The 17,791-nt window shown below is 28.9% G+C and carries 15 protein-coding genes and 1 tRNA gene; 10 read left to right on the forward strand and 6 right to left on the reverse strand.

Annotated features, from left to right (window positions below):
• Window positions 1-54: 54 nt before the first annotated feature.
• Both nirB and BW723_RS00920 read right to left on the reverse strand, forming a co-directional pair.
• On the reverse strand, window positions 55-2,574 hold the full coding sequence (nirB, locus tag BW723_RS00915; RefSeq protein WP_068363844.1) for a nitrite reductase large subunit NirB: 2,520 nt from the start codon (window positions 2,572-2,574) through the stop codon (window positions 55-57).
• 245 nt (window positions 2,575-2,819) lie between these two features.
• Window positions 2,820-2,901 (reverse strand) — tRNA-Leu (locus BW723_RS00920).
• Between the two features lie 104 nt (window positions 2,902-3,005).
• On the opposite strand from BW723_RS00920, the gene BW723_RS00925 reads away from it, so the two are divergent.
• The gene (locus BW723_RS00925) at window positions 3,006-4,394 is read left to right on the forward strand and encodes a dipeptidase (protein ID WP_068363840.1); all 1,389 of its coding nucleotides are present in this window, start codon (window positions 3,006-3,008) and stop codon (window positions 4,392-4,394) included.
• Between the two features lie 150 nt (window positions 4,395-4,544).
• Entirely contained in the window at window positions 4,545-5,723 is a 1,179-nt protein-coding gene (locus tag BW723_RS00930) for an OmpA family protein (protein ID WP_068363836.1), read from the forward strand.
• Between the two features lie 85 nt (window positions 5,724-5,808).
• On the opposite strand, the gene BW723_RS00935 is transcribed toward BW723_RS00930, so the two are convergent.
• The gene (locus BW723_RS00935; protein ID WP_068363833.1) at window positions 5,809-6,438 is read right to left on the reverse strand and encodes a peptidylprolyl isomerase; all 630 of its coding nucleotides are present in this window, start codon (window positions 6,436-6,438) and stop codon (window positions 5,809-5,811) included.
• A gap of 108 nt (window positions 6,439-6,546) precedes the next feature.
• On the opposite strand from BW723_RS00935, the gene BW723_RS00940 reads away from it, so the two are divergent.
• From BW723_RS00940 to lysS, 4 genes are all read left to right on the forward strand, one after another.
• Complete coding sequence (locus BW723_RS00940) at window positions 6,547-6,918, forward strand: BlaI/MecI/CopY family transcriptional regulator (protein WP_068363831.1); 372 nt, start codon at window positions 6,547-6,549, stop codon at window positions 6,916-6,918.
• Window positions 6,915-8,429: a M56 family metallopeptidase gene (locus BW723_RS00945; protein WP_068363828.1), complete on the forward strand. Its 1,515-nt coding sequence runs from the start codon at window positions 6,915-6,917 to the stop codon at window positions 8,427-8,429. The genes BW723_RS00940 and BW723_RS00945 overlap by 4 nt, the downstream gene beginning before the upstream one ends.
• A 172-nt stretch (window positions 8,430-8,601) precedes the next feature.
• Window positions 8,602-9,702 carry a DUF4407 domain-containing protein gene (locus tag BW723_RS00950; protein WP_068363824.1) on the forward strand — a complete coding sequence of 367 codons (1,101 nt, stop codon included), beginning with the start codon at window positions 8,602-8,604 and terminating at the stop codon, window positions 9,700-9,702.
• A gap of 505 nt (window positions 9,703-10,207) precedes the next feature.
• The gene (gene lysS / locus BW723_RS00955) at window positions 10,208-11,905 is read left to right on the forward strand and encodes a lysine--tRNA ligase (protein WP_068363821.1); all 1,698 of its coding nucleotides are present in this window, start codon (window positions 10,208-10,210) and stop codon (window positions 11,903-11,905) included.
• Window positions 11,906-11,994: 89 nt separating this feature from the next.
• Here the strand turns inward: lysS and BW723_RS00960 are convergent, their stop codons facing one another.
• The gene (locus tag BW723_RS00960) at window positions 11,995-12,282 is read right to left on the reverse strand and encodes a Dabb family protein (RefSeq protein WP_068363818.1); all 288 of its coding nucleotides are present in this window, start codon (window positions 12,280-12,282) and stop codon (window positions 11,995-11,997) included.
• Window positions 12,283-12,539: 257 nt separating this feature from the next.
• Between BW723_RS00960 and BW723_RS00965 the strand changes: the two genes are divergently transcribed.
• A complete protein-coding gene (locus BW723_RS00965) occupies window positions 12,540-13,457 on the forward strand; it encodes a glutaminase (protein ID WP_068363815.1) in 918 nt (305 codons plus the stop codon).
• 56 nt (window positions 13,458-13,513) lie between these two features.
• On the forward strand, window positions 13,514-14,371 hold the full coding sequence (locus BW723_RS00970; RefSeq protein ID WP_068363812.1) for a DUF3667 domain-containing protein: 858 nt from the start codon (window positions 13,514-13,516) through the stop codon (window positions 14,369-14,371).
• On the opposite strand, the gene rsmG is transcribed toward BW723_RS00970, so the two are convergent.
• On the reverse strand, window positions 14,368-15,000 hold the full coding sequence (gene rsmG / locus BW723_RS00975) for a 16S rRNA (guanine(527)-N(7))-methyltransferase RsmG (protein WP_068363809.1): 633 nt from the start codon (window positions 14,998-15,000) through the stop codon (window positions 14,368-14,370). The genes BW723_RS00970 and rsmG overlap by 4 nt on opposite strands.
• A gap of 118 nt (window positions 15,001-15,118) precedes the next feature.
• Here rsmG and BW723_RS00980 point away from each other — a divergent pair, with 118 nt between their 5' ends.
• Window positions 15,119-16,210, forward strand: a complete 1,092-nt coding sequence (locus tag BW723_RS00980; RefSeq protein ID WP_068363806.1) for a fatty acid desaturase family protein — start codon at window positions 15,119-15,121, stop codon at window positions 16,208-16,210.
• A gap of 28 nt (window positions 16,211-16,238) precedes the next feature.
• Window positions 16,239-17,426: a pyridoxal phosphate-dependent aminotransferase gene (locus BW723_RS00985; protein ID WP_175335423.1), complete on the forward strand. Its 1,188-nt coding sequence runs from the start codon at window positions 16,239-16,241 to the stop codon at window positions 17,424-17,426.
• 87 nt (window positions 17,427-17,513) lie between these two features.
• Here BW723_RS00985 and BW723_RS00990 read toward each other — a convergent pair whose 3' ends face one another.
• Window positions 17,514-17,726 carry a hypothetical protein gene (locus BW723_RS00990; RefSeq protein ID WP_068363803.1) on the reverse strand — a complete coding sequence of 71 codons (213 nt, stop codon included), beginning with the start codon at window positions 17,724-17,726 and terminating at the stop codon, window positions 17,514-17,516.
• Between the last annotated feature and the right edge of the window lie 65 nt (window positions 17,727-17,791).

A 17,791-nucleotide genomic window follows, 5' to 3' on the forward strand; every position in this document is an offset into this window, starting at 1 on the left:
TACAAGGTTTTAAAACCTTGCAGGATTGTTATTAATCTGAAGATTGCCACTATTTTACACCCATTGTTCTGGCATTTTTTGATCTCTCATTGGTACAAAAACAATGTTATCATCTTCTTCATCAGAATTTACAAAGTGATTGAATCGTTTCATAACTTCTGGATCATTAACAGCTTGTGTCCATTCGCATTCAAACTTATTCACTAAAGTTTCCATTTCAGTTTCTAAATCTTCTGCAATGCCTAATTTATCATCAATAATTACCTCTTTTAAATACTCTAAACCACCTTCTAAACGCTCTTGCCATGCAGCAGTTCTTTGTAAAGGTTTTGCAGTTCGCATATAAAACATTAAGTATCTGTCTAAGTATTTTACTACAGTTTCGTTATCTATTTGTTCTGCAAATAATTCTGCGTGTCTTGGATTTGCACCTCCATTTCCTCCTAAATAAAGATTCCAACCCCCTTCTACAGCAATTAAACCAAAGTCTTTTCCACGCGCTTCTGCACATTCTCTAATACAACCAGAAACTCCACCTTTAATTTTATGTGGGGCACGAATACCTCTATATCTATTTTCTAATTCGATACCAAAACTGACACTTTCTGCCATTCCATATCTACACCAAGTAGAACCTACACAGGTTTTTACAGTTCGTAAAGATTTACCATAAGCATGACCACTTTCGAAACCGTGAGCAATTAATTCTTTCCAAATTAATGGCAGTTGATTTAAAGTTGCTCCAAATAAATCGATTCTTACACCACCAGTAACTTTGGTGTATAAATCGTATTTTTTTGCGATTTCTCCTAAGGCAATTAATTTATCTGGGGTAATTTCTCCACCAGGAACTCTAGGTACCACAGAATAGGTTCCATTTCTTTGAATGTTTGCTAAAAATCGATCATTAGAATCTTGAATTGCATATTCTTTATTTGCAGTGTCTGCATTAATTGTAGCCATTAAAGATGCTACTAAAGGCTTACATAATTCACAACCATGACCTCCATTTCCGTGATTATCTAATACTTCATTAAAAGTTGTATAACCTTTTACTTCAATGATTTTATATAAATCTTGTCTGTTATAATCGAAATGTTCACAAACAGAATCTTTAACTTCTATACCTAAAGATTTTAAAGTTGCTGTAGTAATATCTTTTACCATTGGTTTACAACCACCACAACCTGTACCTGCTTTTGTACAAGAAACTACATCTGCTAAATCTTTAGCTTCTCCACTTTCTATTACTCCACAAATCTGACCTTTTGTAACGTTTTCGCAAGAACAAACTTGAGCTTCATCTGGCAAATCCATAACATCACCAAAAGAAGAACTTCCTTCTGTTACTGGCAAAATTAATTGGGCTGGATCTTCAGGAATTTTCATTCCGTTTAAATAAATTTGATGCAACATATTATAATCAGATGCATCACCTACTAATATACCTCCTAGTAATTTTTTACCATCAAGACTAACATTAATTCTCTTATATAAATGTTGTGTTTTATTTTCGAATATGATAGAATGCCCTTTAGATGCTGGCATAAAAGGCTCACCAAAACTTGCTACATCTACTCCAATTAATTTTAATTTGGTAGACATATCTATACTAGCTGGCATTAAACTTTCTTCATTACCCAAAATCTGATCTACTGCAACTCCAGCCATATCATAACCAGGAGCTACCAAACCATATATCATTTGATTGTACAAAGCAACTTCTCCAATTGCATAGATATTTTCATCTGAAGTTTGCATTTTATTGTTTACTACAATTCCTCCACGAACTCCCATTTCTAAACCAGAAGTTTTCCCAAGTTCATCTCTTGGACGAATTCCAGCAGAAACCACTAGCATATCTACATTAAGAACATCATCTTCACCAAATTCCATTCCTGTAATTCTACCTTCATCTCCTAAAATCTGATTGGTAGCTTTACTTAAATGAATATTTAAACCAATTGATTCTAATTTTAATTGTAAAACCTGACTACTTCTAGAATCTAATTGTCTTGGCATTAATTTAGGAGCAAACTCTACAATATGTGGCTCTAAACCCATATCCATTACTGCTTTACCTGCTTCTAAACCTAATAAACCACCACCCAAAACAGCTGCTTTTGCTTCTGAGTTTTCTGTTCTCAGTTTATCTGCATAAGCTAACATCCCTTCTAAATCTTCAATGGTTCTGTAGACAAAAACTCCTTCTTTTTCCACACCTTTAATTGGAGGCACAAAAGCAGAAGAACCTGTGGCTAAAACTAAGTAATCGTAAGTAAAAACTCTATTTTTAGCAGTAATAATTGTTTTTGTATTTCTTTGGATGTCAGAAACTCTTTCATTAACAATTAAATCGATAGCATTTTCTGCATACCATTCAGCAGGTGCCATTTCTAAAGCCTTGGCATCTTGATTTTCAAAAAATTCACTTAAATGAACTCTATCATAAGCAGGTCTTGGTTCTTCTCCAAAAACGATAACTCTAAACCCTTTATTATTAGCAGCTGTAACAAATTTTTCACAAAATTTATAACCAACCATTCCATTACCTACAACTATAATAGTTTTCATAATTACGTATTTTAAAAACAAAACTAAGTATTATTACTTATTTTTATAATAAAAAAACTAGATAATTTAAGTATTTGACTTATTATTATAGATTTCGAAAAAATTTGATAATGAATTTAATTTTATTAAAAAAATTATCATTTAAATTATTAAAACTATACTTGAGTATTTTAAAGAAGTAGATAAAAATTACCATAAAAAGAAAAAAAACCTTTCAAAGATACACTTTGAAAGGTTTAAAATTGTACAGGCGGAGAGACTCGAACTCTCACACCTCGCGGCACTAGATCCTAAGTCTAGCGTGTCTACCAATTCCACCACGCCTGCAACTTTCCCATTTAACGGGATGCAAATATAAACAATACTTGTAAACTACAAAGTTGTTCATTATAATTTTTCTATTTTTGATGATTAAGACTTAAATTTAATATATGAAAAGCATCCAAAATTATATTGAAGAGAATAAACAACGGTTTTTAGATGAATTAATTGATTTGTTAAAAATACCATCAATATCAGCAGATTCAGCTTATAAAAAAGATGTTTTATTAACAGCAGACTTTGTATTGAATAGTCTTAAAAAAGCTGGTTGTGATAAAGTGGAATTATGTGAAACTCCTGGTTATCCAATAATATATGGAGAAAAAATTATTGATAAAAAATTACCAACGGTTTTAGTTTATGGTCATTATGATGTACAACCTGCAGATCCAATAGAATTATGGACTTCACCTCCCTTTGAACCTATCATCAAAAAAACAGAAATTCATCCAGAAGGAGCAATTTTTGCTAGAGGTGCTTGTGATGATAAAGGACAAATGTATATGCACGTTAAAGCTTTAGAGTATATGACATCCACAGGGAATTTACCGTGTAATGTTAAATTTATGATTGAAGGTGAAGAAGAAGTTGGTTCAGAAAGTTTAGCTTGGTTTGTACCTAGAAATAAAGAAAAGTTGGCAAATGATGTCATTTTAATATCAGATACAGGAATAATTGCCAACAATATTCCGTCAATAACAACAGGTTTACGTGGCTTGAGTTATGTAGAAGTAGAAGTAACAGGACCAAATAGAGACTTACATTCTGGTTTATATGGTGGTGCTGTAGCAAACCCTATCAATATTTTAACCAAAATGATAGCTTCTTTACACGATAAAAACAATCATATTACCATTCCTGGATTTTATGATAATGTAGAAGAATTATCAAAAGAAGAAAGAGCAGAAATGGCAAAAGCTCCTTTTTCTTTGGATGCATATAAATCAGCATTAAATATTGATGCAGTTTATGGTGAAGAAGGGTATACGACTAACGAACGTAATGCTATAAGACCTACATTAGATGTTAATGGAATTTGGGGAGGCTATATAGGTGAAGGTGCAAAAACGGTAATTGCTAGTAAAGCTTTTGCAAAGATTTCTATGCGTTTAGTACCAAATCAAGATTGGAGAGAAATCACTGATTTATTTGTAAAACATTTTGAAAGTATTGCACCTAAATCTGTAAAAGTTAAGGTAAAACCTCACCATGGAGGCCAAGGTTATGTTACGCCAATAGATAATATTGCATATCAAGCCGCAAGTCAAGCCTACGAAACTACTTTTGGAAAAACTCCTATTCCGCAAAGAAGTGGAGGAAGCATACCAATTGTAGCCTTATTTGAGAAAGAACTAAAGAGTAAGACTATTTTAATGGGCTTTGGTTTAAACTCAGATGCTATTCATTCTCCAAACGAACATTTTGGAGTTTGGAACTACTTAAAAGGCATAGAAACTATTCCATATTTTTATACTAATTTTACTAAGCTTTACTTATAATTATTATCTTTACCGCAAGTTAACAAGTAATTTTATCAGTTTAACGATAAAATGAAACAGTTGATAAGATAAAATCCTCCAAAATCATTAATATAATTAAGTTTGACTTTAATTACACAATTAAAAAAAATAATAAATAAACAAAATAAGATGAAGAAAATTTACTTTGGGGCAGTATTTACATTATTGTCTTTTTTAACTCAAGCACAAGAAGATTTTGACCATTGGTCTATAGATATTGGAGGAGGTTTACATCAAATTGGTTCTACAATAACTCCTGGTTATTCTGCAAATATCTTGGGACAAGGAAGTATGGGTTTTAGATACATGTTTAATGAAAAATTTGGTTTACGTTTAGATTTAGGATACAATAGCTTTAGTGCAGACGAAAATAGTACTGCTGATTTTAAATCTAACTACTATAGAGCTTCGTTAGAAGGAGTTGTAAATTTAGGAAACCTTTTAAATTTTAAATCGTTTACTAATCGCTTTAACCTTTTGGCACATGTTGGTGCAGGTGCAGCTTCTTTAAATGTTACAGAACCAACTGATAATGGTGGTGATTTAATGTATGTAATGAATGTTGGTTTAACACCTCAGTTTAAATTATCAAATAGATTTTCTATATTTTTAGATTTTAATTCTCTTATACATTATAATCAAGAAGATAATTTTGATGGTGGTGCAAACACATCTGGAAGAGAATCTAATATTAGTCTAATGAATACTTCTATAGGTCTTAACATTGCCTTAGGTAGAAATAAACAATCTGCTGATTTTTGGAATGAAGAATTAGATGAAGAAGTAATCGATGGCGAATTAGTTTCATTAAAAAAACGTTTAGATTCTGCTGAAAAAGAAATTGCAATCTTAAAAACAAAAGAATCTGGTCCTAATAAAGAACTTATTATGACTGAACTTGACGAAAGATATGTTAAAAAGAATGAAATTAATAAATACGCAAATGTTGTTAGTGGTTCTAATGTAGATTTCATTAGAAACTTGTTAAACAGCGGTTATATTAATGTATATTTTGATACAAATAAAACTAAAATTCAAGAAGGTTCTTTAAATTCTGTAAATTACTTAAAACAATTTATGATTGATAATCCATACGTAAATGCAGAATTAATTGGTTATGCTGATGAAACTGGTACTGTAGAAAGAAACAAAACACTTTCTCAGAATAGAGCAAAAATGGTATTTGATGTTTTAGTTGCTGCTGGAATCAACCCAACTAGACTTTCTTATTTTGGTGGTGGAGAAGATACTTCTGTTGCAAAAGATGCAAGACAATTAGCTAGAAAAGTTACTTTTAAAATTAAATAAATTTTAAACTTTAACATACTAAAAAAGCATCAACATTAATTTGTTGATGCTTTTTTACTTTAAGAAATATACTATTAACTTAAATTTACTTCTTTAAAATATAAGCCTTGGTTATATAGTCTACTTTAGGAAATTTTTTCCTTAAAAACTCATTACCAAATCTGGATATAGAATCTTGTTTACGCCCTAATTTATCTCCATAACCATCATAAAATTTTAATATATTTTCTTGCCCAGAAATAACTTTTGCAACAACAGGAAAACCAGTTACTCCAGAAAAGTCCAATTTATCTAATCTATGATTTTCTTTTAGATTAATAAATATCTGATTAGACCTAGAATTAACACCTCCTCTTGCAAAAGAAATTGTCATAGAATCATTTTTCTGAATTACAGGCTCGTCTTTAACACCTTTTGTTTTCCAAGAATTATTGATTAAACTATCATTATGAATACCAAATTGAGCAACAAAATTGGGTACTACTCTAAAAATAGCAACATCAACATAATAATCATTTTTAATTAGTTGGTATAATCTATCCACACCATTTGGAGACCATTCTCTTTTTGCTTCAATCTCAAAGTTACCTTTTGTAGTTTCAAATCTCGCTTTAAAACTAGCAGGAGCCTCTTTTTTTAACCATTTTTCATTAAACTTTTTTGATCCACAAGAGGACATTAAAATTATAGATACTAAAAGTAAAATTCGTTTCATCATATTATTTTTTATAAATCAAAGGTATAAAAAGTAAAAACTATTTTAACTCTACATTTGTAGAATTAAAATTTTTATTCTATGTTTGTAGAGTAAAAATATCAGAAAATGCAATTATCAAAAACAGAAGAACAATTAATGCAGTATTTATGGAAACGTAAAAAAGCATTTTTAAAAGAACTTTTAGAAGATTTTCCTGAACCAAAACCTGCAACAACTACAGTTGCTACATTGCTAAAAAGAATTTCTGATAAAGGTTTTATAGATTATAAACTGTTTGGTAAATCTAGAGAATATTACCCAATCATAAAAAAGACAGATTATTTTTCGAAACATGTAAATGGTCTTATTAAAAATTTCTTTAATGATTCTGCTAGTCAGTTTGCATCGTTTTTTACAAAAGAAACAAATTTAACTACTAAGGAATTAGAAGATTTAAAAAAAGTAATAGATTCTCAAATTAAAAAACAACAAAAATGATTGCATATCTTTTAAAATCAACAACTTGTTTAGCATTACTTTTAGCCTTCTATTACCTAGTTTTAGAAAGAGAGAAAATGCATAATTTTAATCGATTCTATTTATTGAGTAGTGTATTATTTTCTTTTTTAGTCCCATTATTTATTATTTATACTGATGCTGCTCCCATAATTCTAGAAAATGTAAATACACCGAATATAACTTACGATATCGAAGAAATTCCAGCAGAAATTATTGTTGAAAATCCGATTAACTATAAATCAATTTTAATGACTTTATATTTTATAATATCATCAATATTATTCATTCGTTTAGGGAGAAATTTATTCAACATCATTAATAAAACAAAAAGAAACACAGTAATTCCTTATCAAAAAGCAATTTTAATTTTGGTTGATGATAAAATATTACCTCATACTTTTTGGAATTATATTTTTATCAATAAAAATGATTACGAAAACAAAAAGGTTGAAAAAGAACTTTTTACACACGAGCTAACACACGTTACACAAAAACACACACTAGATATTTTACTCTTAGAAATACTACAAGCCATTTTCTGGATAAATCCTTTCTTTATTTTATTAAAAAAAGCGGTACAATTAAACCACGAATTTTTGGCAGATGAGCGTGTAATACATCAACATAAAAATATAACCCAATATCAGCATTTATTATTAAACAAAGCTGCTTGGAAAAACGAATATTACTTGGCCAGTAATTTGAATTATTCACTTACTAAAAAAAGATTAAAAATGATGACAACACAAAGTTCGCAAGTAAAAATCTTGTTTAAAAAACTGGCGGTAATTCCGCTTTTAGCAGGGTTTATTTTCCTCTTTGCAGAAAGAGTTGAAGCGCAAAAAATTATAGAAGTTAAAGAATATATAGATACTCCAATTAATGATTTACAAATTGAAGATTTAGAACCAGAAGATATTAGGGTAAAACTAAAAGACGTAAATAATTTAAAAATTTCTTATATAGACAAAGACACTATCATTGAAAAAAACAAAGCATCACAAAAGCAGATGAACGAATATAAGAAGCTTTTAAATGAAGGGAAAAAACATAATATCTACAAATTAAAGAATATCAAAAAAATGCAAACTATTTATAGTTTGATGTCTGAAAAACAAAAAAATTCTGTTCAGAATGTTTCTGAAATAATTCCTCCTCCTCCACCTGCAATGGATACAATTTACACATATCAAGCATTAGTAAAAAGAACCAAATTCATTCCTAACAACAAAAAGAATAATATTCAATATTTAAAAGTATTATATAAAAAAATGTCGCCCTCAAAAAGGAAAAAGGTTGAAAGCCCAAATAGCATAAGTAAATATATTAAACAATTAGAAAATTTATCAGAAGCTCAAATTAAAAAAGTAAATGAAGTTTATGATATAATTAGAACTAAAGCAAAATCTAAGGGAAGAAAATTTTATACTGCTACCGAATATAAAGAACTTGAAAATCTCTATAGCAAAATGCTTTTGAGCAAACAATAAAGTTAAATTTTTAAAAAAAATTGACATAAAAGTAACATAAGACAAATTTAAATAACAATATAATAAATTTAAATAACAATATAATAAATTTAAAAGCCGCTCAAATGAGCGGCTTTTTTATGTAACAAATTCACTTTTAAAACGTTGTATTTATACATTTAAATACAAAACTTTGCTTAAAAATTTCTTTCTTACCTGTTCTGGAGTTGATAAAAATTTAATTAACGAGTGTTCTAATGGAGAACAAAATAAATACGTTGGTATTGGAGCCACCGTCTTTTTTACTGCAATTATGGCAACTATTGCTGGTTCTTATGCTTTATACACTGTTTTCGATACTATTTATACTGCCATTTTATTCGGATTAATTTGGGGATTACTCATCTTTAATTTAGACAGATTTATAGTCTCTACCATAAAAAAAACAGATTCTAAATGGAAAGAATTTGCACAAGCTACACCAAGAATTATTTTGGCAATAATCATTGCTACTGTTATTTCTAAACCTTTAGAATTAAAACTGTTTGAAAAAGAAATCAATCAGGTTTTGTTAACAGAGAAAAACCAAATGACTTTGGATAATAAATCTCAAATAGCACAACAATTTACACCAGAGGTTAATAAAATTAATTCAGAAATTGATTTGCTTAAACAGGAAATTTCAAATAAAGAAACAGAAACGAATGCCTTATATCAAACTTATATTTCTGAGGCAGAAGGTACAACAGGAACAAAAAAACTAGGTAAAGGGCCTGTTTACAAAGAAAAAAGAGCTAAACACGATGCTTCTTTATTAGCTTTAAATCAACTGAAAAAAGAAAATTTAGAAAAGATTAATAAAAAAGAAAATACAATTGCTTCTTTATTAGAAAATCAAAAGTTAGCAGAAATAAAATCGCAACCCATAATTTCTAATTTTGATGGTTTAATGGCAAGAATTAATGCTTTGGGTAAATTACCTTTCTTTACATCTTTCTTTATTTTCTTGTTGTTTTTGGCTATTGAAACATCGCCTATTATTGCTAAATTATTAGCACCAAAAGGTGAATATGATTTTAAATTAGAAGAAAAATTATCTGCTGTTAAAACTTGGGCAACTCAACAAATGCAACAAAGAGAGCAAATGCTAAATGCTGATATTACTATAGATAATAAAGTGTACAAAGATATTACTGCTGATGAAGAATTGTACAACTACAAACAGAAAATGGCAAGAGAATTAATGAAACTACAGGCTGATTCATTTTACAAGAAACAGCAAAAAATGCTATAAAAATAGTATCATTCTTTAAGATTCGAAAAACCTTAAAAACTTCAATAACAAAACCAAACAAGTTTAGCCCAGATTGAATCTTTCGACTGCGCTCAAGACAGGTTCTTGTTTGAGCTCTCCAGATTGTAAAATCGGGAAGCGAGTAATGAAAGCTGGAAATAGCTTCTAATAAAAATAATATTGAAAAAAGATTTGTTTTTTAATGAAGTTTAGATCAACTAACAAATTTAAATATTTTGCAATTTTTTTAAATTTGAATTTCTCTTAAAATAAAAAAAGCGTCCCTTTATAGGGAAGCTTTCCATTGGTTAACAAAACCACAGCACTTTTATGAAAGTGCCAAAACAACACAACTAATGTTACTTTAACAAAAAGCAACGTGCAAATATACACTGTTTTTAATTATTAAGAAATAATTATCTAATTTTTTACAATTTTCTCAATTGTCTATTTACTCATAGATTGTATCTTTGTTGCCTTTATTTAACACTAGAATTATAAGCAAATGCAATTATCAGAACAAGAAGTTGTACGTAGAGAGAAACTCGCAAAATTAAGAGATTTGGGGATTAACCCATATCCAGCAGATTTATTTCCAATCGATTCAAATTCGAAGGAAATAAAACAGGAGTTTACTGAAGAAAAACAGGTAATTATTGCTGGTAGACTAATGTCTAGAAGAATACAAGGTAAAGCGTCTTTTGCTGAATTACAAGATGGTGAAGGTAGAATACAAGTGTATTTTAATCGTGATGAAATCTGTAAAGGCGAAGACAAAACTTTATATAATGACGTTTATAAAAAATTACTAGATATTGGTGATTTTATTGGTATTGAAGGTACTTTGTTCACCACAAAAGTGGGTGAAAAAACAGTAATGGTTAACAATTTTAAATTGCTTTCTAAAGCTTTAAAACCATTACCATTACCAAAAGTAGATGCAGAAGGTAATACTTTTGATGCTTTTAACGATCCTGAAATGCGTTACAGACAACGTTATGCAGATTTAGTAGTAAACCCAAATGTTAAAGAGGTGTTTATAAAAAGAACTAAATTATTTAATGCAATGCGTTCTTTCTTTAATGATGCTGGTTATTTTGAAGTTGAAACTCCGGTTTTACAACCAATTCCTGGTGGAGCTGCTGCAAGACCATTTATTACGCATCATAATTCTTTAGATATACCTTTATATATGAGGATTGCTAACGAATTGTATTTAAAAAGACTAATTGTTGGTGGTTTTGATGGTGTGTATGAATTTTCTAAAAACTTTAGAAATGAAGGAATGGATAGAACTCATAATCCTGAATTTACTGCAATGGAAATCTATGTTTCTTACAAAGATTACAACTGGATGATGGATTTCTGTGAGCAACTTTTAGAGCATTGTGCAATTGCTGTTAATGGAACTTCTGAAGCTACTTTTGGTGAGCATAAAATTGATTTTAAAGCACCTTATGCCAGAGTAACAATGGCAGATTCTATTAAACATTTTACTGGTTTTGATATTACTGATAAAACTGAAGCAGAAATTAGAGAAGCTGCTAAAGGAATGAATATTGAGGTTGATGAAACTATGGGTAAAGGAAAATTAATCGATGAAATTTTTGGTGAAAAATGTGAAGGAAATTACATACAGCCAACTTTTATTACTGATTACCCTAAAGAAATGTCTCCACTTTGTAAAGAACACAGAGACAACCCAGAATTAACTGAGCGTTTTGAATTGATGGTTTGTGGTAAAGAAATTGCAAATGCTTATTCTGAATTAAATGACCCAATTGACCAACGTGAACGTTTTGAGCATCAATTAAAATTAGCTGCTAAAGGTGATGATGAAGCTACAGAATTTATAGATCACGATTTTTTACGTGCTTTAGAATATGGTATGCCTCCAACTTCTGGAATGGGAATTGGAATGGACAGACTAATTATGTTTTTAACGAACAACCAGTCTATACAAGAAGTGTTATTTTTCCCTCAAATGAGACCTGAGAAAAAAGCGCCTTCTGTAGAATTAAATGATGAAGAAAAAGCGGTTTTAGAAATCATTACAAAAGCGGAAAAAATCGATTTATCAGCATTAAAAACACAATCTGGTTTATCTAACAAAAAATGGGATAAAACTATTAAAGGTTTAACTAAAAAAAGTGTTGCCAAAGTTTCTAAAACAGATGAAGGTTTGTTTGTAGAAATTGTTTAACACAATTCATTATTCTAAATTTATTTTAGGATTTTATAAATTTAAAAAAGGAATTACAGCAATGTAGTTCCTTTTTTATTTGACTTTTTTTAATACGATTCGTAATCTAACTCAAGAAATTTTTCTACATAATTAACCCAATAAGTTTCTACAAAATGAACGTGAATTGGATTATTATTATAGTTTTCATATTCCTTAATTGTTTCAAACTTCATAGATAAACAATAATCAAAATCATTTTTATTACTAGTTTGACGAAAAATTTTAAAATTAAGAACACCAGGTATTAAAGATAATTTAGAAACTTCATTAAAAAATTGAGATTCTTTAGGTGACTCTTTTTCATATTTTAATTTAAAAACAACTGTATGAAGCATAATGAAACTTTAATTTTATAAAAAATTGTAATTAAGTATTTTTATAAGAAAACAAGATTTTTGCTGTAAAATAAATGTAGCAACATTCCTTAAAACACTAATTAAAACAATGTTTATTCTTACCCACCAATTTAAGAATTAATAAAAGATATTGAAAGTAAAGTTTACAGAAATCTATTTACTTATTGTATTTATAATTTTGTTGTTTCTTAATAAAAAATCTAATACGTTTGTTACTCTCAAAACAATAATTATCAATGGATAACTATAAAAAGATAATTGAAGAAATATATTTAGATGTTAAAAATGTAGATGATATTGGTAAAGTTGCCAATTATATTCCTGAATTAGCACATATTGATGAAAATAATTTTGGTGTACATTTAACTTCAATTAATAAATTGTCTTTTGGTTTTGGTGATTGTAACAAAAAATTTTCGATACAAAGTGTTTCTAAAATTCTCTCTTTAACCTTAGCTTATAAATTTGAAGGTGCAAAGTTATGGGACAGAGTTGATGTAGAACCTTCTGGAAACCCTTTTAATTCTCTTTTGCAGTTAGAAGCCGATTTTGGAAAACCTAGAAATCCGTTTATAAATGCTGGAGCCATTGTTATTTGCGATGTTTTAGTGAGTCATTTAAAAAATCCGAAGAAAGATTTTTTAGAGTTTTGTAGAGAAATATCAGACAATAAAAACATTAATTACAATGAAAAAGTTGCTGAATCAGAAAAAATATCTGGTTTTAGAAATGTGGCTTTATGTAATTTTATTAAATCTTTTGGCAATATTAAAAATGATGTAGATGATGTTTTAGATTTCTATTTTCATATTTGCTCAATAGAAATGACTTGTAAAGAGCTCTCAGAAATTTTTCTTTTTTTAGCAGATGAACAGTATATAAACAAAAAAGGAGAAAGTATACTTACTGAAAGTCAAGCAAAAAGAATAAATGCCATAATGCTTACTTGTGGTTTTTATGATGAATCTGGTGAGTTTGCTTTTAGAGTAGGTTTACCAGGTAAAAGTGGTGTTGGTGGTGGAATTGTTGCTATTCATCCTGATGAATATTGTATAACAGTTTGGAGCCCAAAATTGAATAAAAAAGGGAACTCTTATAAAGGAATGCTGTTTTTAGAAAAGTTTACAACGAAAACTGTTTCATCAATTTTTTAAAAAACTAAAAACCAATTCCTTAAACTTAAAATAATTTTATTTTTATCTTTGGTTTTATGAATTGTAAAAACTGCCAAAATCCTTTAAAAGAAAATGCCCATTTTTGTGAAAATTGCGGAGCAAAAGTAGTTATAGATAAAATTACTTTTAAAAATCTATTTTTAGATTTTTTTATAAATGTTTTCGGTTTTGATAGTAAGTTTTTTCTAACTATAAGAACTATTTTCATAACTCCAGAAAAAATTTTAAAAGAATATTTAGATGGAGTTCGCAAACGCTATATGAATCCGTTTGCTTTTTTGGCTGTATCTGCTGGTATCTCTCTTTTAGTTTTCAATTATTTTGCTGATGATTTTATTGCTATTAATAAATCTGTATCCGTAAATCAATTTTATCAATTAGAAAAAGACGCAAAAATAGACACTTCTAAAATGATAGATCTGTCTGAAAAACAAAAAAACAAATTAGAAAGAAGAAAAAAAACAGCAGAAATGCAATTGAAATTTAATAGTGGTATAATGCAATTTATGCTTCGCTATTTAAACCTTTTAACCTTTGTGTTTTTATTTATACTAGCTGTTTTAAGTAAATGGACCTTTTGGAAACCTTATAATTATGGTGAACATTTAGTGATAAATGCTTACATATATGGTTTTGCTAATTATTTAACTTTAATCTTATTTTTCTTAGCAATTGCCTTTCATCCTTCTATATACTATTATAGTACTTTACTCTATATAATATTTTACATCTATGCTTTTGGTAGATTTTTTAAAGTAACTATTTGGAAAAATTTTCTAAGAACACTAAAGTTTATATTTGGTTTAGCTATTGTTTGTTTAATACTATTTATAATTGCTACTATTATAGTTATGATTTTAACTACTATAGGGATATTAGATTTCTCTGTTTAATTCGCCTTATACTTCATACCTAAATGCACCACTTTTTTGGTTTCGAAAAAAGGTTCATCAAAATAATTAGGCAAATCGTAGATAGTTGCAGAAGTATATAGTTTTAATTCTTCTGATAAATCACCACCTTTTAAATATAGAATCCCATTTTTTAAATCGTGGTTTTGCTTTTTAGCAATTTTACCTTTATTCCATCTTACAAAAGTTTCCATTTGGGCTACTGCTCTGCTCACTATAAAATCGTAAGTATCTTTTACCTCTTCTACTCTACCGTGTGTAGTTTTAACATTTTCTAAGCCTAAACCAGCAACAACTTCATCTACCACTTTTATTTTTTTACCAATAGAATCTACCAAATGAAACTGTGTTTCTGGGAATAAAATAGCTAACGGAATTCCAGGAAAACCACCTCCAGTTCCAACATCCATAACTTTTGCTCCTGGTTTAAATTGCATCACTTTAGCAATACCTAAAGAATGTAAAACGTGTCTTAAATACAACTCATCAATGTCTTTTCTAGAAACAACATTTATCTTCAAGTTCCAATCTTGGTATAATTCTTGTAATTTAGAAAATTGTTCAACTTGAATTTTTGTTAAGTTTTTAAAATATTTGTGTATAATCTCCATCAATAAATTATTTAGAAATGCAAAAATAGTTATTTGCTACTTACAATTCTTAACAAAATCTAACGTTTATCAATTAAAGCAATTTTAAATATCTTATTTTTGCAACTTTATACATTATATGAAAACAGTAAAATTCTCGAGAGTAGATAAAGCAAAGTTTTTTAGAACTTTAAATAAAAGAGTAAACACATATTTTAAAGAAAATAATATTAAAAAAACAGGAAACTGGAAATTGTATACCAAGGCAATTTTAATGTTTTCATTGTTTTTAGTGCCATTTATTTTAGTTTTAACTGTTAATATGCCACAATGGGTAATGGCTATTTTAATGGTAATTACTGGTATAGGAATGGCTGGTGTTGGTATGAATGTTATGCATGATGCGAACCACGAATCTTTTTCTAAAAGAAAATGGGTTAATAAATTAATGGGAAGCAGCATTTACATTTTGGCTGGTAATGTGTATAACTGGAAAGTGCAACACAATGTTTTACACCATACTTTTACAAATGTAGAAGGTCATGATGAAGATATTGATGCAGGTAGAGTTATTCGTTTTTCTTTACATTCTAAATGGTTAAAAATTCATAAAATTCAAAAGTATTATTCTATTTTTCTTTACGGATTATTAACAATAAACTGGGCAATTACAACAGATATTAAACAAATGCGTAGTTATTTAAAACGTAAATTATCTTATGGTAAATTCCCAAACCCAAAAACTGAATGGACTAAATTAGTAATTTCTAAATTGGCTTATTATTCACTTTGGATTGTTTTACCAATCTTAGTTTTAGATGTTGCATGGTGGAAAGTTTTAATAGGATTTTTTGTAATGCATTATACAGCTGGTATGATTTTAAGCTTAGTATTTCAATTGGCACACATTGTACCCAATACAGAAATGCCTTTACCAGACAAAAATGGAAATTTAGAACATACTTGGGCAGTCCATCAACTTTACACCACAAGTAACTTTGCACCAAGCAATTGGCTTGTAAACTTTTATACAGGAGGTTTAAATCATCAAGTTGAACATCATATTTTTCCACACATTTCTCATGTACATTATAGCAAATTAGCTAAAATTGTAAAAGAAACAGCAGATGAATTTAACTTGCCTTATAATGAGTATAAAACAATGAGAAAAGCTATTATAGAGCATTTTAAACATTTAGGTGTTTTAGGGCAAAACCCTGAATTAGCATAAACAAAATTTCAACAACTTACTTAACAAAATGACACATCCATTATCGGACAGAATTAACAGCTTGCCATCTTCTCAAACATTGGCAATGGCTGCTAAAGCTAGAGAGCTTAGAGCAGAAGGAAAAGATATTATCGGTTTAAGTTTAGGAGAACCTGACTTTAATACACCAGATTTTATTAAAGATGCTGCTATAGAAGCTATTAATGAAAACTATAATTCTTATACACCTGTAGATGGTTATGGAGAATTAAAAGAAGCGATTTGCACAAAATTTAAACGTGATAATGATTTAGATTATAAACCAAGTCAAATTGTGGTTTCTACTGGTGCAAAACAATCTATTGCAAATATTGCACAAGTGTTATTAAACCCTGGTGATGAAGTTTTATTACCTGCACCTTATTGGGTAAGTTATTCTGCAATTGCTACTTTATGTGAGGCAAAATACATCGAAATTCCTTCTTCTATAGAAACGGATTTTAAAATTACTCCAGAGCAATTAGAGGCTGCAATTACACCAAAAACAAAAATGATTTTCTTTAACTCTCCAAACAATCCTAGTGGAACTATTTATAGTGAGGCTGAGTATAGAGCCTTAGCTGCAGTTTTAGAAAAACATCCGCAGATATATATTTTATCTGATGAAATTTACGAACACATAAACTATGATACAAAACCATTTAGTTTTGCTGCCATAGAAAGTATGTACGATAGAACTATTACTGTAAACGGTTTAGCAAAAGCTTTTGCAATGACTGGTTGGAGAATTGGTTATATAGGTGCCCCAGAATGGATTGCTAAAGCTTGTACTAAAATGCAAGGACAAATTACATCTGGTACAAACTGTATTGCACAAAGAGCTGCCATTACTGCTGTTTTAGCACCAGTTTCTAAAATTCAATATATGGTAGATGAGTTTAAAACTCGTAGAGATATTATTATTGGATTACTAAGAGAAATAGACGGATTTAAAGTAAATGTACCTGAAGGTGCTTTTTATGTTTTTCCTGATGTTTCTGCATTTTTTGGTAAAACAATTGATGGTGTAAAAATTGAAACTGCTAGCGATTTTTCTTTATTTATTTTAGAAAAAGCAAATGTAGCTACAGTAACTGGTGATGCTTTTGGTGCACCTGATTGTATTAGAATTTCTTATGCAGCTTCTGAACTGCAAATTAGAGAAGCTATAAAAAGAATTAAAGAAGCTTTAAGCTAGTTTTAGTTCTTAAAATAGTTTTTATATATAAACATAAAATCCATCTAAAAAAGATGGATTTTTGTTTTACACTAGTTTTTTAGATGGTTATGAGATGATCATAATTATAGATCCAAAAAATAAGGCAACTCTTAAAATAGTACCTGTTTGACTTTGCACATGATCTTGATGAGTTTCTATCATAGATTTCATATTAGATAATGTTGCTCTTTTAGATTCTGAAATACTTTGCTTAATTTCTCTTTTATAAGCTGATGTTAAAATTCCTCTTTCTACTGTGTTTGTGTATACTGATTTCATAAGGTTTGGTTAAATTGATTACATACTTAAGACGAGATATATTTTATTTTGTTACAAGTTAAACA

The organism is Polaribacter reichenbachii (genome assembly GCF_001975665.1).
Classification (GTDB): Bacteria; Bacteroidota; Bacteroidia; order Flavobacteriales; family Flavobacteriaceae; genus Polaribacter; species Polaribacter reichenbachii.